This is a genomic window from Sulfuricurvum kujiense DSM 16994, from assembly GCF_000183725.1.
GTDB lineage: Bacteria > Campylobacterota > Campylobacteria > Campylobacterales > Sulfurimonadaceae > Sulfuricurvum > Sulfuricurvum kujiense.
The window spans coordinates 318,799-345,406 of sequence record NC_014762.1 but is presented as its reverse complement, the minus strand read 5'-3'; the positions used below and the strand labels follow the sequence as shown (position 1 = coordinate 345,406).

Annotated in this window: 24 protein-coding genes and 1 tRNA gene; 8 read left to right on the top strand and 17 right to left on the bottom strand. The window is 45.0% G+C overall.

Going from position 1 to position 26,608, the window contains the following annotated elements; translation table 11 throughout:
- Positions 1–160 precede the first annotated feature (160 nt).
- Both SULKU_RS01780 and SULKU_RS01775 read left to right on the top strand, forming a co-directional pair.
- Positions 161–757 (top strand): peroxiredoxin, encoded by a 597-nt coding sequence (locus SULKU_RS01780; RefSeq protein ID WP_013459212.1) that lies wholly within the window; start codon positions 161–163, stop codon positions 755–757.
- A 176-nt stretch (positions 758–933) separates the two neighbouring features.
- Positions 934–1,680 carry an ABC transporter permease gene (locus tag SULKU_RS01775; RefSeq protein WP_013459211.1) on the top strand — a complete coding sequence of 249 codons (747 nt, stop codon included), beginning with the start codon at positions 934–936 and terminating at the stop codon, positions 1,678–1,680.
- Positions 1,681–1,936: 256 nt separating this feature from the next.
- Here SULKU_RS01775 and SULKU_RS01765 read toward each other — a convergent pair whose 3' ends face one another.
- The 4 genes from SULKU_RS01765 to SULKU_RS01750 are packed head-to-tail and all read right to left on the bottom strand — an operon-like array spanning position 1,937 to position 6,480.
- Positions 1,937–3,175: an ATP-dependent DNA helicase gene (locus SULKU_RS01765; protein WP_013459210.1), complete on the bottom strand. Its 1,239-nt coding sequence runs from the start codon at positions 3,173–3,175 to the stop codon at positions 1,937–1,939.
- On the bottom strand, positions 3,168–4,244 hold the full coding sequence (locus SULKU_RS01760; RefSeq protein ID WP_013459209.1) for a vWA domain-containing protein: 1,077 nt from the start codon (positions 4,242–4,244) through the stop codon (positions 3,168–3,170). The genes SULKU_RS01765 and SULKU_RS01760 overlap by 8 nt, the downstream gene beginning before the upstream one ends.
- Positions 4,241–5,233, bottom strand: coding sequence for an AAA family ATPase (locus SULKU_RS01755; RefSeq protein WP_013459208.1), 993 nt, complete (start codon positions 5,231–5,233; stop codon positions 4,241–4,243). The genes SULKU_RS01760 and SULKU_RS01755 overlap by 4 nt, the downstream gene beginning before the upstream one ends.
- Positions 5,233–6,480: a hypothetical protein gene (locus tag SULKU_RS01750; RefSeq protein ID WP_151174217.1), complete on the bottom strand. Its 1,248-nt coding sequence runs from the start codon at positions 6,478–6,480 to the stop codon at positions 5,233–5,235. Before SULKU_RS01750 ends, SULKU_RS01755 begins: the two co-directional genes overlap by 1 nt.
- Before the next feature lie 78 nt (positions 6,481–6,558).
- Between SULKU_RS01750 and SULKU_RS01745 the strand changes: the two genes are divergently transcribed.
- Positions 6,559–6,819, top strand: coding sequence for a tetratricopeptide repeat protein (locus SULKU_RS01745; RefSeq protein ID WP_013459206.1), 261 nt, complete (start codon positions 6,559–6,561; stop codon positions 6,817–6,819).
- 74 nt (positions 6,820–6,893) lie between these two features.
- A complete protein-coding gene (locus SULKU_RS01740) occupies positions 6,894–7,328 on the top strand; it encodes a hypothetical protein (RefSeq protein ID WP_013459205.1) in 435 nt (144 codons plus the stop codon).
- Positions 7,329–7,341: 13 nt separating this feature from the next.
- On the opposite strand, the gene SULKU_RS01735 is transcribed toward SULKU_RS01740, so the two are convergent.
- The 11 genes from SULKU_RS01735 to guaA form a co-directional block, all read right to left on the bottom strand.
- Positions 7,342–8,085: a 3'-5' exonuclease gene (locus SULKU_RS01735; RefSeq protein ID WP_013459204.1), complete on the bottom strand. Its 744-nt coding sequence runs from the start codon at positions 8,083–8,085 to the stop codon at positions 7,342–7,344.
- Positions 8,085–8,432 (bottom strand): hypothetical protein, encoded by a 348-nt coding sequence (locus SULKU_RS01730; protein WP_013459203.1) that lies wholly within the window; start codon positions 8,430–8,432, stop codon positions 8,085–8,087. Before SULKU_RS01730 ends, SULKU_RS01735 begins: the two co-directional genes overlap by 1 nt.
- Positions 8,433–8,558: 126 nt before the next feature.
- Positions 8,559–8,643 (bottom strand) — tRNA-Leu (locus tag SULKU_RS01725).
- A 47-nt stretch (positions 8,644–8,690) separates the two neighbouring features.
- Entirely contained in the window at positions 8,691–9,068 is a 378-nt protein-coding gene (locus SULKU_RS01720; RefSeq protein ID WP_013459202.1) for a F0F1 ATP synthase subunit C, read from the bottom strand.
- Positions 9,069–9,160: 92 nt separating this feature from the next.
- Complete coding sequence (locus tag SULKU_RS01715; protein WP_013459201.1) at positions 9,161–11,338, bottom strand: polyribonucleotide nucleotidyltransferase; 2,178 nt, start codon at positions 11,336–11,338, stop codon at positions 9,161–9,163.
- A 15-nt stretch (positions 11,339–11,353) separates the two neighbouring features.
- On the bottom strand, positions 11,354–12,733 hold the full coding sequence (locus SULKU_RS14190) for an MlaD family protein (RefSeq protein ID WP_013459200.1): 1,380 nt from the start codon (positions 12,731–12,733) through the stop codon (positions 11,354–11,356).
- Between the two features lie 14 nt (positions 12,734–12,747).
- Entirely contained in the window at positions 12,748–14,886 is a 2,139-nt protein-coding gene (locus SULKU_RS01705) for an LPS-assembly protein LptD (protein WP_013459199.1), read from the bottom strand.
- Positions 14,879–15,328, bottom strand: coding sequence for an RDD family protein (locus SULKU_RS01700; protein WP_013459198.1), 450 nt, complete (start codon positions 15,326–15,328; stop codon positions 14,879–14,881). The genes SULKU_RS01705 and SULKU_RS01700 overlap by 8 nt, the downstream gene beginning before the upstream one ends.
- Positions 15,328–16,596 carry a phosphoribosylamine--glycine ligase gene (gene purD, locus SULKU_RS01695; protein WP_013459197.1) on the bottom strand — a complete coding sequence of 423 codons (1,269 nt, stop codon included), beginning with the start codon at positions 16,594–16,596 and terminating at the stop codon, positions 15,328–15,330. Before purD ends, SULKU_RS01700 begins: the two co-directional genes overlap by 1 nt.
- A 347-nt stretch (positions 16,597–16,943) precedes the next feature.
- On the bottom strand, positions 16,944–17,585 hold the full coding sequence (locus tag SULKU_RS01690; protein WP_013459196.1) for a uroporphyrinogen-III synthase: 642 nt from the start codon (positions 17,583–17,585) through the stop codon (positions 16,944–16,946).
- 11 nt (positions 17,586–17,596) lie between these two features.
- Entirely contained in the window at positions 17,597–19,141 is a 1,545-nt protein-coding gene (gene guaA / locus SULKU_RS01685) for a glutamine-hydrolyzing GMP synthase (RefSeq protein ID WP_013459195.1), read from the bottom strand.
- A gap of 229 nt (positions 19,142–19,370) precedes the next feature.
- Between guaA and nhaD the strand changes: the two genes are divergently transcribed.
- Positions 19,371–20,696 carry a sodium:proton antiporter NhaD gene (gene nhaD / locus SULKU_RS01680; RefSeq protein ID WP_013459194.1) on the top strand — a complete coding sequence of 442 codons (1,326 nt, stop codon included), beginning with the start codon at positions 19,371–19,373 and terminating at the stop codon, positions 20,694–20,696.
- Between the two features lie 179 nt (positions 20,697–20,875).
- Here nhaD and nadB read toward each other — a convergent pair whose 3' ends face one another.
- Together nadB and SULKU_RS15255 are read right to left on the bottom strand one after the other, a co-directional pair.
- A complete protein-coding gene (nadB, locus tag SULKU_RS01675) occupies positions 20,876–22,318 on the bottom strand; it encodes an L-aspartate oxidase (protein WP_013459193.1) in 1,443 nt (480 codons plus the stop codon).
- The gene (locus SULKU_RS15255; RefSeq protein WP_013459192.1) at positions 22,308–22,433 is read right to left on the bottom strand and encodes a lipoprotein; all 126 of its coding nucleotides are present in this window, start codon (positions 22,431–22,433) and stop codon (positions 22,308–22,310) included. Before SULKU_RS15255 ends, nadB begins: the two co-directional genes overlap by 11 nt.
- Before the next feature lie 69 nt (positions 22,434–22,502).
- Between SULKU_RS15255 and uvrC the strand changes: the two genes are divergently transcribed.
- From uvrC to SULKU_RS01660, 3 genes are all read left to right on the top strand, one after another.
- Entirely contained in the window at positions 22,503–24,311 is a 1,809-nt protein-coding gene (uvrC, locus tag SULKU_RS01670) for an excinuclease ABC subunit UvrC (RefSeq protein ID WP_013459191.1), read from the top strand.
- A 70-nt stretch (positions 24,312–24,381) separates the two neighbouring features.
- Positions 24,382–24,795, top strand: a complete 414-nt coding sequence (locus SULKU_RS01665) for a PAS domain-containing protein (protein WP_041666712.1) — start codon at positions 24,382–24,384, stop codon at positions 24,793–24,795.
- 9 nt (positions 24,796–24,804) lie between these two features.
- The gene (locus SULKU_RS01660) at positions 24,805–26,583 is read left to right on the top strand and encodes a hypothetical protein (RefSeq protein ID WP_013459189.1); all 1,779 of its coding nucleotides are present in this window, start codon (positions 24,805–24,807) and stop codon (positions 26,581–26,583) included.
- The last annotated feature ends 25 nt before the right edge of the window (positions 26,584–26,608 follow it).

Below are 26,608 nucleotides of genomic sequence, written 5' to 3'. Positions count from 1 at the left end.
CACGATTATATCGAAAGGATGTATATGAGGCTGTAATACCTATTCTAAATAATAAAAATTTTCCTTTAGAAAATCTGGTTACTTTCTTCCGATTTATTTGAATTAATGTTCATGTGTTACAATTTCCCTATATTACACACAAACCACACAAGGAAATAAAATGCTCGTAACCAAAAAAGCCCCGGATTTTACCGCTACAACCGTTCTTGGAAACAACCAGATCGTTGATAATTTCAATCTTTATGAAAACCTCGGTGAAAAAGGTGCCGTCTTGTTTTTCTATCCGTTGGATTTTACATTCGTTTGTCCGTCTGAGATTATCGCATTCGATCACCGTTTGGAAGAATTTACTGCGCGCGGTATCAATGTTATCGGTGTATCGGTTGACTCACAATTCAGCCACTTCGCATGGAAAAACACTCCGGTAAAAGAGGGTGGTATCGGTCAAGTTCGCTACCCGCTCGTAGCAGATTTGAACAAACAAATCTCACGCGATTATGATGTATTGCTCGGTGATTCTGTAGCACTTCGCGGTTCGTTCTTGCTTGATAAAGACGGAACAATCCGTCACGCGGTAATCAACGACCTTCCGCTTGGACGCAACATCGATGAAATGCTTCGTATGATCGATGCGATGTTGTTCACGAATGAGCATGGTGAAGTTTGTCCTGCAGGTTGGGCAAAAGGTGACGCCGGTATGAAAGCAAGCACAGAAGGTGTTGCTGAATATCTTTCTGCACACGCAGAGACACTTTAATTTGAACGCTACAGGAGCAATACCCTTTAGGGCACGTGACCCCCTGTAGCTACGCTCGCCGCTATGGCACATGTAGCGAAGCGAAAAGCCTAGCGTAGTGCAGGCAAAAGCTTGCCTCTTCGAGGCAGATTTTAGCTTACTCTTTTTATTAATCAAAAATACTCTATCCTTTCTCTATGCAATACTCTTTTTTAGCCTCCTACCTTCTCATCGTCTTTGCCCTTTGGTACTCACGTCGCGAACAGTTCGGTCTGGAAAAAATGATCCTTACCAATTCGATCCTCGCCATGGTGCAATTAGGACTTCTCGGCTATGCCCTCGTCTATCTTTTTCAGATGCAACACCCCGCTCTGCTCTTTTTTGTCCTTTTGGGGATGGTGACGTTCGGAGCCTATACCGCCAAAAAGCGTGCACCTCTGGGCGAACACAGTTTCAAAATTGCTCTCTTTAGCCTCGGGGCCTCTTCAGGGATCGTCTTTTTATCAATGATGGCGTTCGGCGTTATTCATATAGTGCCTCATGAGATGATCCCGATCGGGGGGATGATTATCGGCAATGCATTGAATGTCTATTCTCAGAGTATCGAGCGGTTTCGTGCCGAGGTAAAAAATACGATTGAGACGATCGAGGGGATGGTCGCACTGGGTGCACCTCTAAAAGAGGCTCTATCATTTGCTTCAAAAGCCTCCGTTAAAGCCTCGATGATCCCGACACTCAATATGCTCCAAACGGTCGGGATCATCCATATTCCCGGGATTACGACGGGGATGCTCCTCGCCGGCGCCGATCCGCTCAAAGCGATCTCCTATCAGCTCGCCGTCATGTACATGATGGTCGCTGTGGCGCTACTATCAGCGGTATTTAGCGTGATGTTCTCCTATCGCCTGATTGTAGGTGCAGCGTTTGATAAAAGCAAAAGTTAATTTCTTTCCCATTATACTCTCCGCTCTTTATTAAGGGTTGTCATTGAAGCTTCATTGGTTAAATTATTGGATGATGATACACGCCGGACTTTTTTGGGTCATCATCTATTTTTGTATTTTCAAAATATTAGGCCACTATGAAGTGGAATGGGCAACACTGTTCCAATGGTGGTGGTGGAATTTATTTGCATATCTTTATGTCGCTTTTATGCACTTCATCACGATTAATAAAAAAAAGTTTTCCAAAAAATGATTTTTATACCGAATCGCTAAATCGTTTCGCTTTCGGATGAACAAAACAGAGCTTTTCCCATCCGCGATTCGGACGGATCAGTGTAACACGGTGTGCCGATACGGAGCGTGATAGTGCCACATAAAACTGCGAGGGGGCAAAGATCTCATTGGTCTCGATCACATAATCGGCTAAGCTCATCCCCTGCGATTTGTGGATCGTGATAGCAAAGGCTAACGTGATCGGAAACTGGCTGAGGCTGATGAGTTTCTCTTCGCTAGCCGTATTCCCTTTTTCAACCCACCGTGTTTTAATCGTGTCGACCCGCTCCACTTTGACACTCACTCCGTCAGATTTTTTCACCCAGATGACATCCTCCTCGATGGAGGTGATCATTCCCCGCTCACCGTTATAGTAATTCCATGCGTTGCGGGTAAAGAGGATCGGGGCACCCACTTTTAATGCCAATGCGGGTTCAATGCGGCTCTCAACCATAAACCGCTCGATATCGCGCTCCTGCATCTTCTTATCATGAATCGTCACATAGGTGGAGAGTTCGACGATATCACCGTGCAAATGTTCCAACTGGGAACGGTTGTGGTTCTGGGCACTGATATTTTTGCCGAACAACAACGTAACCGAACTCATATCTTCACTCAGCGGTTTCACCAATTCATCCAGTGCATTGATCGCCGCTTCATCGATGCGTGCATGACGCACCTGTTCCAAAAGGCTCAAAAACTCCGCCTCATGGGTACGGTATGACCCTTCCAAATGGATCGTCTCAAAACCGAAACGCTCCCAGCTCGGAGATTCAAACGCAAAGTAGATCGGCTCGATTCCCCTCGTCACAGGGGGGAGCTGTAAAAAGTCCCCCACGACGATAAGCCGTCCGCTAAATTCCGCCTGCAGCAATCGCAGACGGATCATATCCAGGAGTTGCGCACCTACCATCGAAATCTCATCGATGACGATGATCTGCATGGATCGGATCAGTTTGATGATTTTTTTAGCAGGCTCTAGTTTTCCGTTACGCTCAAGTTCCTGCTGAGAGTTCGCAATCCCCAAATCAAAAAAGCTGTGAAGTGTCTGCCCCCCGATGAGTGTCGCCGCCATCCCCGTCGAAGCAAGACGGGCTACCGATTTTCCCTTTTGGACCGCATCGTCGATCAGTGCGCGGGTCAACGTCGTTTTACCCGACCCCGCACCGCCGGTAATGAAGAGGTTGGACGTTTCTAAAATCTTTAACGCGTTTTCAACCATTTTCATCCTTTAGTACGACCACTCGTCCAAACGGCACATCTGCCAGTTGGGGTGCTATCCAAAGAACCTCGTACGGCGGTTCATAGAGGGGAAATTTACCATCCAGATCGGTAAAATACAAAAGAACTTTCGGACGCTGCATCCACGACTCTATGAGTTCGAATACCGCCCTAAAATCGGTCCCCCCTCCTCCGTTCAAAACATACTCGATATGTTCACCGTTTTCAAACCGTGTATGGCTTCGGATCCGATCATCACACACCAGAAGATCGATAGTGTACGAGCCGAACGTCTCCATAATCGACTCTACCTCGGCGATAAAGCATGAGAGCAGTACCTCATCCACCGATCCCGAGCTGTCGATCGCAATGGCGAGTTCCAAATGACGGGACGACGATCCCGGCAGATATATCCCCTCATAAAGAAGCTTTTTTGATGGCGGAACAAGGGTGTAATCGCTGATGTAATGCCCGCCGATACAATCGCGTAATTCGCTTCTCCAGTCGATCCGACTTTTTGAATGTATCCCGAATTGACGCGTAAATGCTTCACAGAGGGGATCGTCTTTTTCCATCGCTTCGCGTGTACGACGTTCACGCTGGGCACGCGAGAGTTTTTCATCGGCACTCTCGCCGTCGCGCCGATCATCCGAGTCCCGGTCATTTTGTTCCTGATCCAAAAACTCCATTGCAAGCTCAGCATAAATCTCTTCGGCACTGAGATTTCCAAACCGCTTGTCGTAGGTTATTTTAGCTGGAGGGGTAAAACCGTTGTCGATGAGGAGCGCATTGATTGCATAATCGCACGCCATTGACCACAGCCACGGACTCCGGTTTCCGCGCCGCAGCGTATGGGATAGCGCTTCATGCAATGCGCCGTTACACAAAATAAACAAACGCTCGTTACTGCTCAGAGGCTCAATATAGCCTTCACGGTACTCGATCGTGTTATCCCGCACGGCAAAGCTTTCAATGTTGTCATTGAGTACCATCTCCATCCCCGAAGCAATCGTCCCGAAAAACGGGTATTCGAGGAGAAGTTTGGCTTTAAGAGGAGAAAAATCGATCATAATAAATAAGCGTATGCCTCAACCCATTCGCCGAACGCATCGAGATGCTCCATCGCGACCCCTTGACGCTGAAGGTCTTGAATAATCATCACCGCAAACTCGTTTTTGAGTTTCAAACTATAGCGCAACAGATTGGAGAGCGCCTCATCCGAGGAGGATACCAAAACCCGCGATACCAGTGCTGATGAGAGAGCGTAGAGGGTGGAGAGATCCTCGCTCACCTCCGCATCTTCGCCTTTTAAAATCGCATCCACATCCGGAAGCTTATCCATAACCTGACAAAAACCTAAAAAATCTACAGCGGCATCTTCACCTACCGCACCGCCAATTGCTTCCAGCCACAACGTTTTGGATAATGAGCTGTTTACAATCGTATGCACCGCTTCCCAGCTGCGCGGCGTTGCAAAACTCCGCTCATTTTTCAGCGGATCAAATCCGAACAATGCGCTGTTTTTAAATCCGATGTAGGCGACGACTCTCTCATCGATCCCTCGGCTTAGTGCCCAATCACGCCAATCGGCGGCATTCACTTCCATCTCGATATGAACAAAACGGTTTGCCAGCGGAGAGGGAAGACGGTAGACGACCCCGCGATCCCCTTCACGGTTGCCCGCAGCGACAATCGCCCACCCCTCAGGCAGAGTATACTCCCCCACTTTACGATCTAAAATCAGCTGATAAGCCGATGCCTGTACCGCAGGGGCGGCTGAGTTGAGCTCGTCGAGAAAAAGGATCCCTCTCCCATCCCGAGGAAGAAACGACGGTGGGGCCCATAACGCACTGTGAGTGTCTCTCTCGTAAAACGGTATCCCTTTTAGATCGGTCGGATCCATCAACGACAGACGCAGATCGATACATTCGATGCCGTTTTCATGAGCGATTTGTTTGATGATGGACGATTTCCCGATTCCGGGTGCTCCCCATAAAAAGGTCGGTATCTTCGAATCAATCAACGATCGCATCGTCTCTATCGTATCTTTGGTTCGCATCAGCTCCATCCTATGTTGTGGGTTTGTATATATTTGCCGAAAGCCGGATTGGTTTTAACCCTCCGCTCAAATCGCTGGTCCAAAGAGAGTTGATAGAGTATCTCAATCGGAGTGGAGACATTAGCGGCGAGCGCCGATAAAACTTCGCTCTCTCCTCTTAAAAAGAGTATTTTGATGTTTTCCTGCGAAAGTGCGCTGTTCTTTGCCAACTGCATACTGAATCTTCCTGATTCAAAAAGCCGATCCAAAATCTCACGCTGAATTATTGGATTGGAAGCAAGTACGTCCAAGACATTCCCATCTTTTGATTCAAAAAGACGCTGCTGCATTGCCGGAGATAAAGAGGGGTTGGAAGCAAGATAAGAAGCATATTTACCGATTAATCGATCAAATCGGGTGTCGCATAGTACCGTATTGGACGCGATAAGATGAGGGTGGGAAGCTTCAAGAACATCCGCACCCTCTTTTGAGAGCGTCCTATTTTGCGAAAGAATTGTATTTACCTCTTCATCCCCCAACATCAGCAATTCATTTTCAAGTCCTAACGGTTCCCGATGTGCTAAAAGTTTGGCCCGCCCGCTCATCAACAAACGCAAAATCGGCTCAGAGGTGTCACTGTGAAGTGCCATTGCATCCAAAATTCCGGTTAATGACCGATCGGATGGATTTTTTAATTCACGTGATATAGGAGAGATGTCTGCAATTGCGTCGATCAAATCCGCATTTCCGTAGCGTTCGATCAGATGTGCCAGCCCGCTCATCGCATACTGAACATTATGATTTCGGTCCAAATCTTCATAAAAACGTCCGATAATCGATGCAGTCACATCACGGTTCATGTCATTATCAAATAATCCTTCATTCTGCCAATCGTAGAGTTTAAGCAGTTTGAAAAACAATGTATCCGAAATATAGGGGTTTTGCAAAAAATCAACAAGCCGTTCCTGATTTCGGGAAAGTTTAAGACTCATCAGCAACCGATTAGGCTCAATACTTCGGCAGAGCCATTCTTCAATAGTGGACAGTTCGACGATAGGGATCTGTTGCGTTTCATACAGATGTGCCAATTCTTCCTGTTCATAAGGGTTCATCATACGCCCTTCGATAATAAGGGCAACATCATGATTGCAGTGTTCCGCACGTTCGATTTTATGCAATTTCAATAGGGTATCAAATTCCTCCGCGTTTAATGCGCGGGTTTTCCCCAACAGTAAAATCGATTTTCCGGACAGCTCATTATAGTTCATAGCGCGCATTATAATCCATCAGCCTAAAAAAATTCAGCAACGCTATAATGTCGTTAATAGTTTAAAAGGATTTTAACGATGGATGACCTTTTTGCGGGGATTGCCGCCTACGACGCGGGAGATTATACAAAAGCACATGAAATTCTCTACCCGTTAGCCGCCTACAAACGTGATCCTGAAGCGCAGTTTCACATGGGAATGATCTATTTTTACGGCGAAGGGGTCGAAAAAGATATCGATAAAGCGATGGAATGGTGGAAAAAAGCAATGCGCAACGGGCATGTCGATGCTGCATATCGCCTCAGCGAAATAGCGACATCGACTAAAACGACTTTTTGAGCGTTAACGTTTAAAAATATGTTACAATGTATTCTGTCTTGCGCCCAAATAGGTATTTTCAAAAGGTATAAATCATGATAGATGCTCTGCAAGAACATCGGCTACATTATCAAGAAACTTTATTTAATGCGGTCAATCCTTATCACTACCGATTTACTCGATATCATGCCAATTATTCGGTTGTTTTAGCCTATATTTCAGAAGAAAGCGGGGATTTAACTGCCTGCGGCGACTATCTGAGAGGAAGCGATTCAATTATCTATTTCCGATCTAATTTTTGCGCCATTATCTTTGACAGTACCAATGAAGAACAAGGTATTAAAGCAGCGAACAATGTTTTCTCACGGGTTCAGGCCCGTTTCTTTTCCAAACATTTTTATATGACGGTTATCACTGCCACCGATGAGAAAAGCGAATTTCAAATGATTCATGACCTGTTTGACCTGATGTCCTATGCCCTTGAACATAATATGGATAATCTTGTACTCGATTCATCCCAAGTCATCTGACCCCTAAGAATCTTTAAGAAGTTAAAACCCGCTCAATTGAATAGCGCATATCCTCATCCAGACTGTCCATATTCCCTAGCATCCAATTTAGATATCCTTTATCCATATCCGCAATCTCGGTAAGTGTTTTGCCTTTATATTTTCCGAATTTTAATGCCCGGGTATAAAAAACGGGGGTTTTGGTCAATTCGACCATCTTGTCGATAGGATTTGCCCCCTCATAGCGTTCTTGAAGCCTTTTTCTTAGCTCGGTAAGAAACAGTTTTAACACCAATACGTCACCGATCGCATCATGCGCCTTAACTTCAATCCCCAAAGACTCGGCTTCATCCTGCTCGATTTTATATAAGCCTAAACGGTAACGAAAATATTGCAGACGATGTGACTCTTCTTCGTCAAACAGATGGCGTGCACACCGAAGTGTGTCGATCAGCCGCATTTGAGACGAAAAGTTTTCTTTCGTAAGCATTCCCAAATCAAACGGTGCATTATGAATGATCAGTACGTTATCAGACGTATTGAGTTCACATAATTTTTGAAAAGCGGATGTCTCACGGCATGAAGGTTTTCCTTCAATCATTTCCGGAGTAATACCGTGAACTTCCATCGCTCCGTAGCTTATGGCAACTTCCGTTGAACACATTTCGTTATAGACTTCAACGTTTTTGCCGTCCAGAACCATATACCCTAACTGAATGATTCGATCATCATCCCCGGCACCCGTCGTTTCCGTATCCAGTAAAATATATTTCGCCATTAATACTGGTTGTCTTCGTCTTCAAGGTCGAATTCATCGTAGTCGTCTTCGTCTTCATCCTCTTCGTCGAAGTAGTCGTCATCTTCATCCCCTTCGCCCTCACGCATGGACGTCAATTCGGTGTAAAGCTGCTCGGCCTCTTCTTCATCGATATCGCCGCTGTTAAGCTCTTTGAGTAAATCTTTGTATTCATCGCGAAGGGCCTGCATATCTTCAAGCTGCGCACGCTCTTCGACAGTTGCATCTTTTTGGGATGCAATGGATTCGAATATATCATCAATGTGTTCTTCAACATCAGGAATCAACTCGTTTTGTATCAAATGTTTTAATTGTGTAATATAGGCCATATTTAATCCTTCTTGCTTGTGATTTGCATATCTCATTATACTTCAAAAATGTGACAAAATTGCAATTAAAAAGAGAACGATTAAGAAGAAAAATTTGGATTTATAAGGGGTTGAAGAAAAAAAAGATGGTGCGGACGGGGGGATTTGAACCCCCACACACGTAATGCGCTACCACCTCAAGGTAGTGTGTCTACCGTTCCACCACGTCCGCGTAATTAAAAGGTGTCAGCCGAAGCTGACTATAGAAAAAGTCGAAACTTACGCTGCCAAATATGGGTTAGCGTAAAGAGCGATAAGAGCGATAACAAGTGTATAGATAACTTGTGCTTCGATCATTGCAAGAGCGATGAACATAGTAGTCATCAATTTACCGCCAAGACCCGGGTTACGAGCTGTACCAGCGATAGTTGCAGCAGCAGTGCTACCCATACCGATTGCTCCACCTAGTGCAGCCAAACCAAGACCAACACCGGCAGCGATCATAGAATACGCTTTCAATGTTTGGTTAGCAACATCCGCAGATGCAGCAGCTACAGCAGGTGCAGCTTCAACAGCAGTTTCAACAGCCGCTACCGCTTCATCAGCACCGAATACTGAAGCAACAAGAGCAAGCATAAGAAAAAATACTTTTTTCATGAGTAATCTCCAAAATTAAATCAAAGTCCGTTCGGATAGTGTCCCTACTTATCACTTTGTGGACGGAATTATAGTTTTAGAGAGCTAAAAAATTACTTAGCTCTCCCCAACCCGATCTTATTTCCTTTGAATTCAACGATTTCGACCATCAATTCGTCCCCTTCATTCACAACATCGCTTACACGGGAAACATGTCCGTCTGAGAGTTTAGAGATATGAATCAATCCGTCTACGCCGCCGGGAAGTTCAATAAAGGCACCGAAATCGACGATTTTTTTCACTTTACCTTTGACAACATCACCCACTTTGTATTCCACTTTTTCAACCGGAGTCGCGCCGCTGACGATCCCCTCGATATGGTCGCGCGCTCCGCGTAAACCGTCACGATTTTTTCCGGTCAGTTTGACGGAACCTTTTTTCTTATCGATATCAATCGTCACATCAAAACGCTCGATAATTTCACGGATCGTTTTTCCCGCCTGACCGATAATATCGCCGATAAAACTCGGATCGATATGGAAAAGATCGGTACTCGGCAATGTCCCCTCATTCAATTCGATCTTATCTTCGCTGCTGATCATAATATCGATAATGTGAGAGCGTGCCTCTTTGGCTTGATAAAGAGCCTCTTTGAGAACATCCAAATGGATGCCGCCCAGTTTGATATCCATTTGCATTGCGGTAATCCCGCCTTTAGAACCCGCTACTTTGAAATCGAGATCGCCGTCATGATCTTCAAGCCCCATAATATCGGTCAAAATCGCATGGCGTGAGCCCTCTTGCACCATTCCCATCGCAACACCTGCGATAGGATCGGCTACCTCGATGTCACCGGCTCGTAATGCCATATATCCGCCGCACACCGTCGCCATCGACGATGATCCGTTCGATTCTAAAACCTCGGAAACCAAACGGATCGTTTGGCCGTTACGGACACATGCTCCTTCCAAAGCACGTTTTGCCAGGTTACCATGCCCAAGTTCGCGGCGTCGCGGAGCACCGATCGGAGATGGTTCTCCGACACTGAATCCCGGAAAATTGTAATGAACCATAAATCCTTCATTTTGTGTCCCGCTGTCGGTCAAATTTTCAAACATCTGTGCATCTTTGGCTCCGCCGAGCGTCAATACGACTAAAGCCTGTGTCTGTCCGCGGGTAAACAATGCCGAAGCATGGGCACTCGGCAACACATTGGTTTCGATGCTAATCGGACGTACTTCATTCAATGCGCGGCCGTCGGCACGGACTTTCTCATCCAAAATCTGTGCACGCACCATAGATCGTTTTACCGATTCAATCGCTTTTTTAAGTTCATGTTCGTTCCACTCCGGCTTCTCTTTGAGAATCGTTTTACGAATAGTGCGCAACGCCGTAGAGCGCTCCGTTTTTGCCATTTGGTTGATTCCCCGTTTCAGATCGTCCGTATGCACACTTCGGACATATTCAATCATCTCGCCGCTTATTTCACTGACGATCGTTTGTAATTCAAAAGGGGGTTTCGCGTACGATTTAAATGCACTTTCATAAGCGCTGTTTGCTTCACTCAAAGCAATTTGTGCCGACGCAAGAATACGAATCAACTCGTCTTCGCTCATAGCATTTGATCTACGAACGGCTACAGACGGTGTGCTCATTGCCGGATCAACCAACGGATCAATGATTCCGATATCGAGTATTTCAACCTCATCGCTTCCGAGTGTCTGCATCTCGATCATCAGCATATCTTCTTTGCTTCCCGCCAGATACAAATCGAGGGTACTTTTTTGAAGCTGACTAAGTGTCGGATTGAAGACAATCTCGCCGTCAATTTTACCGACACGTACCGCACTCACCGAGTTAAAAATATCGATATCGGAAACGTATAATGCCGCTGATGCCGCATTGAGCGCCAATACCTGCAAATCGGCTTCACGATCGGCACTCAGTACCATTACTGTGATTTGCACCGGATTGGCAAATCCTTTCGGGAATAAAGGGCGTAATGATCTATCGACGATCCGTGACGTAAGTGTCTCGAAATCGCTCGGCTTGGTTTCACGCTTGATGAATCCTCCGGGAAACTTGCCTGCAGCGTAGCTTTTTTCAATATATTGAACCGTAAGGGGTAGAAAATCCTCATCGACGAAATCGGTCTCATCGATTACGACTGTCGCGAGTATAACCGTATCTCCGCATTTCAGCCATGCGGCACCGTTGGCTTGTGCAGCTACCTGATTAAAAGCGTACGCTTCGGTTTTGTTTTGTAAAGTTAATTCAACGTTATATTTCATTCATTCTCCATTTTTTTATCGCTTCATCGAAGAAGCACCGCCGACAACGTATTTCAAATCGTTGTCAATAAATCGCAAGCCTAGTCCTAAGAAAATATTTTGTGACTTCGGATTCAAGAAATCATCCCATCCGCCGTAAAGTTCAAGATGTTTCAACATTTGATACCGAACTTGCGCTTTAAGGTGTGCCCGTTCTGATCTATAATCATTGACAGAATTGAAATCAAACGCTTCGGCACTGAGTTTCAACTTATCGTGATTCATGAAATAATCAACCCCTATCCCGCCTGTTGATTCAATCGCCCCGAAGCGGAGTAATGTGTTATCAAACCGCTTACCGTATTGAAGTGAATAGAGGGTATCGCTTTTTTGATGTTTTTTCGGAGGATTATTGGCATCCGAATAGTCATCGGTACTGATTAAATCAAACATATAATAGGTTTCGGGATTCGGGAGATAATTGACACCTAAGTACACTTTTCCGTACTGATCACGCATCATGTAATCGGTATGCATTGCCACTTGCAATTCACTTGTCGTGAAGCTGCTCAACATTGAATCCACTTTACCGAAAGCCTCTTCTCCGCTTTTGAAGAATGATCCGGCTGACTCCAGTGTTGTTTTAAGTGTTGAGCGGTTTTCTGCCAAAATTGTACTGACATTATCTTCGATATTCGTAAATTTATCTACTGCCGTAGGGAGCTTGCTATCCAGCTGTGCCGTCAGTGAATTGATCCGTGCCATAATTTCCGGAAGATCTTTGTTAACCGTATCGGCCGTTTGAGTGAATCCGGCACCCATTGCTCTAAAATTTGCAATTGCCGCATGCAAATCATCTCTGTTTTCGACGATCACGCCATCGAGATTAACACCGACATTACGGAATGCGATAATAGCTTCCTGAATGGCTTGACGATGCTCATCATCCAAAATCGCATGGAAATCACGTAACAGAGATTCGAGCTCTTTTGCCGCCGCATTGACCGAATCACTGGTTTGATCAAATGAGGCAAACTGCTTGGATTGAGAAAGTGTCCCTCCGTCTGCTATTGAGGATGCTGAATCTCCCACAGTGATATTAAGGACTTTTGAGCCCAATAACGATTCTTGCGCGACAATAACCGATGAGTCAACCGGGATTTTAACCCCTTTGTCAATCATGAGCTGTAATTTGACCCGTTTGCCTTCTATCGTAATCTCTTCGACATCACCGATGGTGACTCCGTTCATTAGAACATGGGTATGTTTTTCAATTCCGGATGCATCATTAATATATGCTTGAATGACATATCCCTCGCTTCCCCATTTTCCGAGTGAAGTGACCTGAGTTGAAAGAAACAGCAAAGCACCGAGTGCCATAACGACAAAAAGACCGATTTTAGCTTCCAGTTTCATGAACGATCCCCTTATTAATTATCGGTGAGTTTATAGTTAAACTCTGATCCGCCGATCGGCTTTAAAACAACTGTTATAAAGATATACGAATCGTTGATGGAATCGCTTCCATTGGTATTCGTTAATATCGGCCGCCGGTTCTGAACATATCGGACACCAAAATCAAAGCACCGTTGAGAATAGAGCAAACCGACCTCGCTCCGTTTTAACAGAGCTTCTCGGTAATCGTATGCAACTTGTCCAAAGAATCGGTAATTGCGACTATACTGATACGCTGCATCTGCCGTCCAATAGGAAGCATAGACAGGTGTATCGTTACGAAGCTGATCTGTATAATAATGGCTTATGCCGGCCAAAAAAACTCCGTCATTATAGCGAATGGTGTTTTGTTCTTTCGTAATGCGATCGCGATCGTAATTATACGCCGTTTGATTGTAGTAAGAAATTGCTCCGGCAATCTCCAATTCTAACTCATTTTGCAGTTCACCATAATAGCTTCGCTGATCGTCATACCGAAAATTCTGCGAGAGTCTATCCACAAGAAGCTGCTTTCCGTTTTCAAAAAGATAATTGTTGATCCCTAGTGAAAGCGTATCGCTCGGTGCAGAAAGGTTATAAAATTCGCAAGGGTATCCGGCATATGACTCGCTCATATTACAGGAGTTACGATAGGTTTCATAGTATCCGCTGTAATATCGGCTCCCCGCTGCCGTATAGCTCACTAACGGGTTAAATACGTGAGTAATATTGTTGTCATACGATTTGACCAATGTCGATCCGATGCTTAATGTATGATCGAGCTGAGCATATTTGCCTTGTTCATACGTACTTCCCGATTCGCCGTTACGTTCATTGGCATAAAATCCGATCACTTTTGCAGAGGCGTTTGCCGTATAGCTGATATCGATGTAATCATCTAATATGGATGTCTGAAGTGTCGCAGGGATATTAAAATTTCCCTCAACGGCCCTTTTCCCGTTCGGCCGATAATAGTGTGTCGCTGCCGCATCTGCGCTGATTAGAAGATAATTGTCTAAAAAACTCTCCAGATAGCGGTGATACTGAAGGGTCGGAAGTGTTTGAATCGTCGTACCGTTGCTGGCCGAATTTAAATATTGATAATGTTTAAAATAGGCTCCGAAATAGTTATCTTCACTGCTGTAATAACCGTTAATGCGAGACATTACCTGATTCGCGGTGATATTTCTTGTTTCATCGCTTTGCTGTAAATTTAAGTAATCGACGTCATTCATCCATGAACCGTCGATATAAATCCCAGATTCTCCTTCGAGCGTTGAATCAAACCATTCCCTCAAAGGGGCGGAATGACGATACTTTACATCATACCCGTAATGCTTTGCGTGAGCTAAATCATTTTCAATTGCGTACCGGGACTGTTCTTTAAAATACCCCATTCGAATGGACCCTTGGGATGAGGGGGTATCCACAAAACGAAAATCGGTATAAAGTCCTGACCCCCGAGCGGTACGAATCTGCGGACGAAGTTCTAAATCCCACCAATTCTGAGGTGCAAAATATATCGGCTGCTGATAATAAAATCCTTCGGAACTTGACCATCCGAAGGTGGGAATCAATAATCCGCTTCTACGGGTAGAATCGGTAGGATATCCGAAATATGGGAGATAAAATACGGAGATATCTCCTATTTCCAAACGGGGGTTATAAAGATTTACCCACATTTTATCGGTATCATAATCGGCGCTGCTAAAACGAATTTTCCACAACGGATCGCTGGAATCGCATCCCGATATCGCACCGCTGGAAAGATCTATTAAATTTTTACACGCTTGCGCTTCAGACGTACTTACCCACAAACCGGTCGACTGGTCTATAGCAAAATAAGGGACCGAATAACGCGTTTCATCAAGAAAGTTTATTCTTGAGTATTCACTCATCACATGCTGTCCGTCTTTGAACACATTGACTGAGCCTTTCGCCTCCATGATGCTCGTATTGCGATCATATGTCACTTTATCGGCACTCATGATCTGATCTTGATATAAAGCTATCGGATTGCCTTGCGCCGTCGCTACCGATCCGTTGGAATCCATATTCGTTCCAAACAGTTCGACACGCTCATTTCCCAGCAATGCTGTTGAAGCGATCAGGCTTATCCAGTAAAACTTATGCATTGATTACCAATGTCCTTCCGGTGCGGTCGTGCCAGCTTCGATGATACGGGTCCAGCATTGCCCAGATAAATCCGAGATAAAAAAGAATTTCACTCACTATGCGAAAAACGCTCCGATTAAACGCACTCAAAAAATTCGGATTTGAAAGAGTCGAAATTTCAATTACACGAATTTTCATAATGATTTTTCCGATACTCGCACCGTACTGCATCGTAAAAAAAGTCTGATAAATGATTTTGATCGACATGTATTCCAATAAAAAACTGTTTGTTACCGCAATCATATTTTCCAATGTGTGGGCGGCAGCTATCGAGTCCCATAAAATAACGATCATAATTATCGACAAAAGAGTTTCATCGATTCCAAATGCAGCGGCACGCTGGCGTATCGAAGCGAGTTGCAGATGTTCCCGCTGTATTAGAGAATCGAGGCTTTCATCCATTATCTAAGGGCCTGATACGCAATATCGCTGCGAAGTTTTTTCCCCGCGAAATGGACCTGACCGCAGAGCATATAGGCACGATCACGCGCTTCTTTAATACTTTCGCCCACTCCGACGCACACCAGGACCCGACCGCCGGTAGCGTAGAGTTTCCCATCTTCGGCCGCTACACCCGCATAAGCGATATGAGTGTTTTGTGCAATCTCTGCGTGATGAATCTCATCGACGATAATTTCGGCGGGTTCGGAATTGTCATACGGATAATTACGGCTGGCCATCACAACGCCGACGGCATATTTGTCATAAAATTCGACGTTAAGGGTATCCAGCTGTTTCGTTGCCGCTTTATAAAAGAGTTCGCTTGCCGGCGTTTTCAAAAGCGGCATCAAAATCTCACACTCCGGATCACCGAAACGGACGTTGAACTCCAACGTGATCGGCTCACCGTTAACGATCATAAGCCCGATAAAAAGGACCCCCTCAAACGGTGCTCCCTCTTCCTGCATCCCTTTAAGGGTAGGACGGACAATCCGGTCTTTTACTTTTTCATAGATGACATCGTCTACAAGCGGTGTCGGGGCATAGGCACCCATTCCCCCCGTATTCGGCCCTTCATCATTATCCAAAAGACGTTTATGATCTTGCGCCGCAGGGAGGAGAATAAAGTCTTTCCCGTCACACAAAGCAAACATTGAAAGCTCGTACCCGTCCAAAAATTCTTCGACAACAACCCGTTTACCGGCATCACCGAATGATTTACCGCTGAGCATTTCAGAGACGGCGACTTTGGCTTCTTCATAACTCATCGCTATGATAACCCCTTTGCCCGCACATAACCCATCCGCTTTAACAACGATCGGAGGGGTCAACGATTCGATAAATTTGAATGCATCCCCGATATGATCGGTTTCGATGTAACGTGCTGTAGGAATGTTGTATTTCGCCAAAAAGTTTTTCATATAAACTTTTGAGCCCTCTAATTGTGCCGCCGCTTTTGAAGGACCGAAAATGACTAGCCCTTTTGCTTTAAACACATCTACCACACCGTCGCTAAGTGGTCCCTCAGGCCCTACGATAGTCAAATCTATTTTGTTATCCAATGCAAATTGCGCCAATTCGCCGTAATCTTTGATAGCGACATTTTGTCCCAACATTGTCGTCGCACCGTTGCCCGGGGCGAAAAAAAGTTCTGTTACCGCACTGTCTTGTTTCAGTACCCGCCCGATTGCAAACTCACGTCCGCCGCTACCGATTACCATTACGCGCATATATCACCTTGAAAAAAAATTTAATTATCTTATCTCAAACCCCAAACGGACTTTTAAATAAAACAAGTTTTGAGTCTAGATGGAGGGATTATTCCTCTATCATTCAATTAATAAAAAGCCCGGGCGGGCGTTTCGCAGTAGCTTTGGTTCTCAAAGCCGAAAAAAGCCACTCGAGCGTCTTTTCCGGCGGCAATCTCTCACGTAAAAATACGTTCAAACGAGACCACCGACACTCAAAGACGACTACGGCTGTGACTCCAAGAATATGTAGAACCCTCAAAATGCGATTACTCGCTTCGCCCAGAATTAATAATTATAACCCTAAAATCTTAAAAGGGTGATGAATTTTATCCCTCTACAGCGATTTGACGTGCCAAATCGACGGTAGCTTCAATACTCGGAACCTCACTAAGATACGATAACGTACCTGCAGGAAGGGCATTTTTAGTCGTTTCCCCGATGACAATGACATCATGGGTCGGAAGTATCTTATGATTTTGTAGAAAACATCGAATGGCTGAGGGGGAAGTAAAAATTAATACCCCCTCTTGTGATACCGGAAAATTACTCATTTCTTCGTTACAAACAGATTCATAAACAATCGCTTCATCTATCGTGATTCCTCTATGACGTGCACTCTCGACCCAATCAGACGCAACTACTTTAGGTCGGAGGTAGAGCCATTTCCCCCTCCGTTTTTTCGCACCTAAAATATCGGGGATAGAGTCTCCGTATCCATTCGCGACTTCCACATCAATCGCCCCGGCTTCACGGGCATTTTTCGCGGTCGATTCCGAGACACAAATGCATTTGAGTCTATTCCAGTCGGGTAGATAGTTTTGGAGCGACAAGACTCCCTGCTTTGAGGTAAAAACAACCCCTTCATAGTCGGAAAAATTGATGTCGGGAGATAAAAAACGGATAGTGAGGATAGGGATATGAATCACTCCCTCGTAGGGAGTTTTAGAGATCAGGTAGATGGGACGCAAATGCGTACCCCTTATTCCCACTCGATCGTTGCAGGCGGTTTTGAACTGATATCATAGACGACACGGTTGATTCCGTCGACTTCATTGATGATGCGGCGGCTGATACGTTCAAGCAATGTATGCGGAAGATGGGCAAATGTAGCCGTCATACCGTCAACCGCTTCGACGACACGGACACAAACCGTGTTGTCATAGGTACGGTTATCACCCATAACACCGACCGATTTTACGTTAAGAAGTACCGCAAATGCTTGCCATGTTTTGGTGTAGTAGCCGCTTGCTTTAAGTTCGTCGAGCAAAATAGCATCCGCTTCACGAAGCAAATTAAGATCCGGTTTATTGACCTCACCCATAATACGGATCCCGAGGCCCGGCCCCGGGAACGGATGACGGTTAACAAGTGAATCCGGAAGTCCCAGTTCAAGACCGAGTTTGCGTACTTCGTCTTTGAATAAATCACGAAGCGGTTCGATCAATTCGAAATCCATCCAATCGGGCAATCCACCGACATTATGATGCGATTTGATCGTAACGGATGGACCGTTTACCGAAACCGATTCGATAACGTCAGGGTACAATGTCCCCTGAGCGAGGAATTTGATTCCGTCGTGTTTTTTCGCTTCCGCTTCAAATACTTCGATAAACGTATGTCCGATAATTTTGCGTTTCGTCTCAGGATCGGTCACACCCGCAAGTTTACCGAGGAAAATTTCCGATGCATCGGCAACAACGAGAGGCACTTTGAGGTGAACTTTGAAAATATTTTCGACCGATTCACGTTCTCCTTTACGAAGTAGGCCGTTGTCAACGAAAACAGGGATAAGCTGGTCGCCGATCGCTTCGTATAACAATGCCGCAACAACCGAAGAGTCTACCCCGCCGCTAAGGGCACATAGTACTTTCCCCTCACCCACTTGGGCGCGGATTTTGACGATTTGCTCTTTAAGGAAATGGCCCATATCCCATTTTTCGGTGATGCCACAGATTTTGCGGGCAAAGTTGCGAAGCATCAAATACCCCTCTTCAGAGTGGTTGACTTCCGGATGGTACTGCATCGCATAGACCATTTTTTCTTCATTTGCGATTGCCGCATACGGAGAATTCGGAGAATAGGCAATCGGAACGAAACCTTCCGGCAATACGTCGACTTTATCCGAATGGCTCATCCATACCGTACGTTCATCTTCACACCCTTCAAAAAGAACAGAATGCTGCGTCATATCAATAGTCAGTTCCGCCTTCCCGTATTCGTGATGATCGCTTCGGATAACCGAACCGCCGAAATCGACCGCGATGCGCTGCATCCCGTAACAAATCCCAAGTACCGGAATACCGAGGGCATAAACCCCTTGATCTACTTCGTACGCATCTTTATTGTAAACCGAAGAGGGACCGCCGCTGAGAATGATCCCTTTCGGATTTTTAGCTTTGATGGCATCGATTTTTGTATGATACGGAAGAACTTCACAATAGACTTTGTCTTCGCGCAGACGACGGGCAATCAGCTGTGTGTATTGGGAACCGAAATCCAGAACGATAATATTGACATCTTTCACGGGTGAGCCTTTAGGTGCAAGATTGAATGATTTTAAGTGCAAAAGGATACTGTAAACTTGTTTAAGATTTAATACAAGAGCCGCCTCTAATAAAAAATATCCTGAATATATGCCCAAAAACGAGGAAGAGTCCTCCAAATTGTTTACTTATTTTCTTTACAATGGGAAGGTCTCTTAACACATAAGCCGAATGCTTTCAGACACTTTTTTCAATAAAGGAATTGCACTTATGCCAACCCCTATCCCATTAGACGGTATTGATCTCTCAACCCACCCTTTCGGATGGCTGTTGCTTTTTATTTTTATCGTCGGTTATTACTTCATCGCAACGGAGGAAAAATACCATATAGACAAGGCAAAACCCGCATTGTTTATCGGGACGTTAATGTATATTATGATCGGCGGGTTCTATGCCTTCTACGGACTGGATTTCATCCCATTCAAAAATGAAATCACCCATTTGGTCTTTGAAATCGCCCAAATTTTCTTTTTCCTCTATGTCGCTATGACGTTCGTCGAAGCACTGATCGAGAGGGGAGTATTCAATGCCCTGAAAGGAAAGCTGATTGCCAAGGGGTACAATTACCGCGAGCTCTTTTGGATTACAGGATTTCTTGCCTTTTTTCTCTCGCCGATAGCGGATAATCTGACAACGGCACTGATTCTATCGACCGTATTGGTGACGATTGAGAAAAAAAACAGAGCTTTTTTGATTCCCGGTGCCATTAATGTCGTAGTCGCTTCTAATGCCGGAGGAGCGTGGAGCCCGTTCGGAGACATTACAACTCTTATGGCGTGGACGGCGCAAAAAGGGGAATTCAGTGATTTCCTCTATCTTTTTCCGGCATCATTTTTAGGGTGGATTGTAACCGCCTATCTACTCAGCCGCTATGTCCCCGATTTTGGTCCGAACAAAGAGGGCAATCCGGGAACTGCGGATAAAATCGAAATTCTCAAAGGGGGCAAAATCGTTATCGCCATAGGTATAGCCACAATCGCAATTTCGGTTATCGCCAAACAAATGATGCAATTGCCTCCGATGTGGGGGATGCTGTTTGGACTTTCCGTCTTGCAGCTTTACATGTACTCGCTAAAACGCTACCATAAACAAGATGTCAATATATTCAGATCGATCAGTAAAATCGAGAACAATACCCTGCTCTTCTTCTTCGGTATTTTGGCAGCTGTGGGTGCCCTCTATTTCGCCGGATTTTTAGGATACGTTACTAAGCTTTATGATACCGTCAATCCGACCTATATCAATATCGGAGTCGGATTCGTCTCTGCAGTGATCGATAATGTTCCCGTCATGTCGGCGATATTGAAATCAAATCCCGCCATCGATTTTTCACAATGGATGCTTCTCACTCTGACCGTAGGGGTAGGAGGATCGCTCATCAGCTTCGGAAGTGCGGCAGGGGTGGGCGTAATGGGGAGAATGCACGGCATTTATACTTTTGCATCCCATATGAAACTGGCATGGACGGTACTCATAGGGTACATTGTTTCCATAGCGGTGTGGTATCTTCAGTTTATAGTTTTAGGTATTGATTAATAAATATGAATTCATTTATTGATGATTTACTTATTTGATAATATAATAGCGTATTGTGTTTTTTACAAGAGCAAAACACAATGGAAATTTTTTTCATTCTCCTTAATTCATAATTTCTGTACCTCTTTCTCCGATAAAAAAGTAGATACAGACATTATGCCTGTTGCACCGATACTTAATCAACCCTCGACAATATAGTGAACTCCGATCGACTCAGTTCTCTTTTGTGCTGAAGCCACTATGCTTTGAGCTGTTAACAAACGCAATTTCAACAGTCTTCCTACTTCACCCTCAAGCATCTCATTGATCGCTTCATACGCCGCGTTCAAACCATCGGGAGTCCGTTTGATCGAGACATTTTCCCACATAATCCGTCGTAAACGATCTTTTTTCTCTTTGTCCCCTTCTATTTCTAACGGCTCATCACCGATACAGAAATCTCCGCTGCAACTGTGAAGCGGATGTTCAAGAATCGACTCTGCCGCTTTTTTTGAAAAAACCAAACCTTCCAATAGCGAGTTGCTTGCCAGACGATTTGCCCCGTGTACTCCGGTCGAAGCCGCTTCTCCTGCGGCATAAAGCCCACTTATGCCCGGAACGCTTCCATCAAGATTCGTTTTGATTCCTCCGACGGCATAGTGAAAAGCGGGAGAAATCGGAACCCTCTCTTTAGGAAGATGAAATCCGAGATCATTGAGTGATTTATAAATATTCGGGAAACGCTCTTTAAAATATTCGCTCTCAAAATCCTCACATGAAAGATAAACCTGTTTGCCGCTACGCTGGCGGTAATCAAAAATAGCACGGCTGACGATATCACGGGGTGCCAACTCTCCGCGAGGATCGTATTCGAATAAAAAGCGATAGCCGTTTTCATCAACGACATGCGCTCCCTCACCTCTGAGCGCTTCGGATAGGAGCTGTTTACGCGCCCAGTCATTGGCGACAAATACGGTGGGATGAAACTGCATCATCTCCATCGATTCGAGTTCAATCCCTTTTTCGATACAGATGCCGTGAAGGTCCCCACTGATCGTAGAGGCATTCGTGTGAAATTCATACAGCGATCCCACTCCGCCGCTGGCAATAATGACATTATCTGAGAGAATCGTTTTGCGTTTCCCCTCGCTAAACACTTCCACACCGCAACATTGGTTGTTCTCAATCAGCAAATCAACAACCGTCGCATCACTGAGCATCGGGTGGGAATTTTGGTTGAGCAAAAAGAAATGAAGGTGTCTACCCGTCGCATCCCCTCCGGCATGAAGGATCCGGCTGCGCGAATGGGCTGCCTCTTTCGTATAGAGCAAATGTCCCTCATCGTCTTTATCAAACTCAAACCCGCGCTCAATCAGATCACGGATTACTCCCTGCGAGCTTTCGCTCATGAACTGTACAGCGGTTGCGTTGCACATTCCTGCCCCCGCATCCAGGGTATCTTGTACGTGAGAGGGGATATCCTGATCATTGTAGGCCGTCGTTACGCCGCCTTGTGCATAATAGGTATTGCACTCCCACGGGTTCGATTTATTGATGATTAATACTTTTAAATTTTTCGGCAATGCGATCGCCGCATACAAGCCGGCAACCCCCGAACCGATAATCACGACATCATAACGCAACGGTCGATTCCTTTGCCGCGGTTTGTTTCTCATAATAAGGAGGAGCTTTATAACCGCATCCGTTCAAAAATAGTATTACGGCAACAATGACGCTAAACAGATACATTTTTGACATTCTTCCCCCTTTTTCTTTAATGACGGATGTTATAATAGCTACCATAAATTATTCATTAAGAGTTTACCGATGATAGAGCAAATTCGGGGTCTCCCGCATCAAGCGGGGATCTATCAATATTTGGATGAGAAAGGGAGGATTCTCTATATCGGAAAAGCCAAAAACCTCTCCAAGCGGGTCAAAAGTTATTTCAATCTTACCCCTTCACTCAGCCCGAAAGCGACCCTCTCTTTACGCATTCAAAAAATGCTCTCCGAGACAGTAGGGCTGCACTATATTATTGTCGAAAACGAGCACGATGCCCTCATATTAGAAAATTCTCTTATTAAACAGCTCAAACCCAAATACAATATTTTGCTGCGCGATGATAAAACCTACCCTTATCTCTACGTCGATATGGATGAGACATATCCCCGTTTCGAACTCACCCGCAAAATAATCAAAGGGAAATCGATCCGCTATTTCGGCCCTTTTTCGGTGGGGGCGCGTGATATTCTCGACTCGCTTTACGAACTGCTCAAACTGGTTCAGAAAAAAAGTTGCCTAAAAGGGAAAAAAGGGTGCCTTTTTTACCAAATGGAACAATGTCTTGCCCCATGCGAGTTTCCAATCCCTCATGAAACCTATCTGCCAATGGTGACTCAGGGGATCGAATGGATCCAAAATAAACGTAAACTGATTAAGCAGCTCGAAGCAAAAATGGAATTTTATGCCGAATCGCTCCGCTTTGAAGAAGCACTCGTCTTACGGGACCGGATTGATCGAATTACCAAAAGCGAACTAACGTCTCAAATCGATCTGGCATCCACAGAAAATTACGATGTATTCGCCATTGCGCTGAACGAAGTACGTGCCTGCATACTCCGCCTTTTTATCCGTGAGGGCAAAGTAGCGTCTTCAACCCACGACTTTATCCCGATCACCCCTTATTTCTCGATTGATGAAGCATATGAGCGAACCTTGATCGGATTTTACGGAAATGAAAAACCTCCGATCATTGCCCCCATATTGACAGCACACCCGTTTGAATCGAACGATTGGGTGCAGGAACATCTCACAGAACTTTTCGGCAAGAAAGCCAAAATTGAAACGCCTCAGCGCGGAGCCAAAAAAGAGCTGATCGATTTAGCCCTCACCAATGCCAAAGAACTGCTGCGTACACCGCAGCCTACGAATGAACATCTCCTTCACTCTATCCAAGAGCTGCTAGCCCTTGACTCTCTCCCGAGACGGATTGAGGTGTTTGACAATTCCCACCACGGCGGTTCAGCCACCGTAGGCGCTATGATCGTCTATGAGAACGGCCGTTTTGACAAAAAAGCTTACCGTACCTATCATCTTCATGAGCGAGATGAATACGGGCAAATGAGAGAGATGCTCACACGCCGCATCGAAGCCTTTGAGAAAAATCCGCCGCCCGATTTGTGGGTGCTGGACGGAGGAGCGACATTGAGATCCCTCGCGACCGATCTGCTCGGTTCGCACGGTATCCATCTCGACGTTATCGCCATCAGTAAAGAAAAAATCGATGCCAAAGCTCATCGGGCCAAAGGTTCCGCCCGCGATATACTCCATTTTGCAGAAGAGCCTTTGCGTCTCGAAAGCTCGGACAAACGTCTTCAATTTATCCAAATGCTCCGTGACGAAGCCCACCGAAGTGCCATTACCTTTCACAAAAAAACAAAGCTCAAAATCGATCAAACCTCAAAACTTTTAGCGATTCACGGTATCAGCACACCGAAAATTCATCGGCTTCTTGATTATTTCGGAACATTTGACGCCATTGCAAAAAGTGATTTTAAAACCCTTTCCGAGCTTATCGGCGCAAAAGATGCCGAAAATATCCAAAAATATTACAGAGGTAACATATCTAAGTAATCTTTTATGGAGTTTATGCCATATTCCACAGATTATGTTTTCAACAGTTTTTTAGCAAAAGGGTCACATGATGCAAAAACCTACTCCAGTGGATGAAGAGTACTTATTCGATGGACGCGCAATTGTCAGTGAAACGGATCTTAAAGGGGTCATAACATTTGCCAATCGAAAATTCTGTGAAATTTCAGGCTATACCGTCAATGAACTGATAGGTGAACCTCACAATATCATACGCCACCCCGACATGCCCAAAGCAGCATTCGCTCAAATGTGGCAAACGATTCAATCGGGAGCTCTATGGCACGGTTTGGTCAAAAATCTCCGCAAAGACGGGCGATACTATTGGGTAGATACTGAAGTGACTCCCATTTACGATGAAAACGGAAAAGTTAAAGGATATATGGCGGCACGCAAACCGGCGTCACGCAAAAATATTGAAGAGACCGCGGCACTCTACCAAAAAATGATTGAGCAAGAGCAATAAGGGGGATGAGTGCTATTTTATAACCATAAACAGGAATTTATCGGAATCGATGCAGAGGGACTCAAACTCTTAAATTATGCAACATTGGAAGATTTGCTAAAGGTATGCGATGACGTAGCAGACCTATTTTCCAAAGAACCCGGATATATTCACAATTTTAAAAGTTTCGGATGGATAGATTTTTTGCTTCATGCCGACTCCGATGCACGCTCAGCCATTGTTCATGGTAACGGTCGCACCTTTTCGTGTACTTTGCAGGTAAATGACCTTTTTTTATGTGACGATCCCTCTGCTTCCGGCTATATCATCGATATGCTCCATATTCAATCGCTCAGCGGAGATGAAATCAAGCCTCACAGCATTCCTCCAAAAGCAAAATCGGATAGTAGACCTCCGGTTTTTGAAACTCCTATTCCTGCTGAGACGGCACCTTCCGTCTTACCGAATTACGATCATATCACCCCGACCCCGCTCAGTGAGCCGGGAGTTCTCGATGTTCCTTCATACAGCGAACAGGAAGTCGAAGAAGAACCGATTGAAGATTTATTTACAAAACTATCGCTTCAGCATGACGATGAAGATTTGGAAACAAAATATGTGATTCCGGAATCGACCTTCTCTGACAAGTCTGATATTAAAGCCGAACAGGAAGTTCCGCATCAAATATCTGAAGCCGTCAGTTTTAGCAAGGCGGAAAAAGAGTTTATTGATGCCTTAAAGGTTGACAAATCATACCGCTTTGATCCGAATGTTGCCGCTCAAGAGCTCGGTTTGCCTGTCGATTTGATCCAAGAGTTTATCGGCGACTTTATCCAACAAGCCCATGAGTTTAAAGAAGAACTTTTCGAAGTGGTTCTGAAAGGGGACATGAACAATCTAAAAATACTGTCCCATAAACTCAAAGGGGTAGCGGCAAATCTCCGTATCGAAGACGCTTTTGAAACACTCAGCAATATCAATACATCGAACGATCCGGTCGAAATTGAGGCCAACCTCAAATATTTTTACAGCATTATTTCAAAATTGGAAGGGAAAGAGAGTCCCGCAGCGGCAACCGATGAAACGGCTAACGATGAGGAGTTCCTTCTCCCTCCTGAGAAAGCGTTTGACTTTTCAGAAGACGAGCCGTCCAGCCCGCCTGATGATGATATTTATGCATTTGATTTCAAAAATGATGCGTTTGCGGTACCGGAAGAAGAACGCACTCCGGCCTCTTCGGCGGATGAAGATTTTGACGATATTTCGTTTCCTTCAGAAGCCGTTCTTGATCAAGAAATATCCGCGGAATCTGCCCGAGACGATGACATTTACACTTTCGATTTAAAAGACGATCATGAACCGTTCGTAATGGAAGAAGCGGTTCAAACGTCTTCCGAAAATAAAGAGGTCCCGACATATCTTTTAGAAGAAAAGTCAATTGAGGAAGAGCCTCTGCCGATTGAAGAGAGCAATCTAGAGGAAAGCAGCCCGGCAGTAGAACCTCCGCAAACTCTTCACTTTGACAAAATATCTATTGCCGGTCAGTTGGGCATTCAACTTGACTTTTTCGACGAATTGATCGAAGAATATAAACGTGATTCCCTCCGTGCCGGAAGCGAGATCAGTGCCGCTATCAGTGCATTCGACACCCATGCCTGGAAAAAAACGGCCGGTCAGCTTAAAGGGATCAGCGACAATCTGAGATTGAATGAAATTTCCGATGAATTGGCAATCTTGTCCCAAACAAACGATGCGCAGGAAGCAAACAAAGCTTCAAAACGGCTCAATAGCTTTCTTGAACAATTATAAGTCATAAGAATATACAGGAGACCCA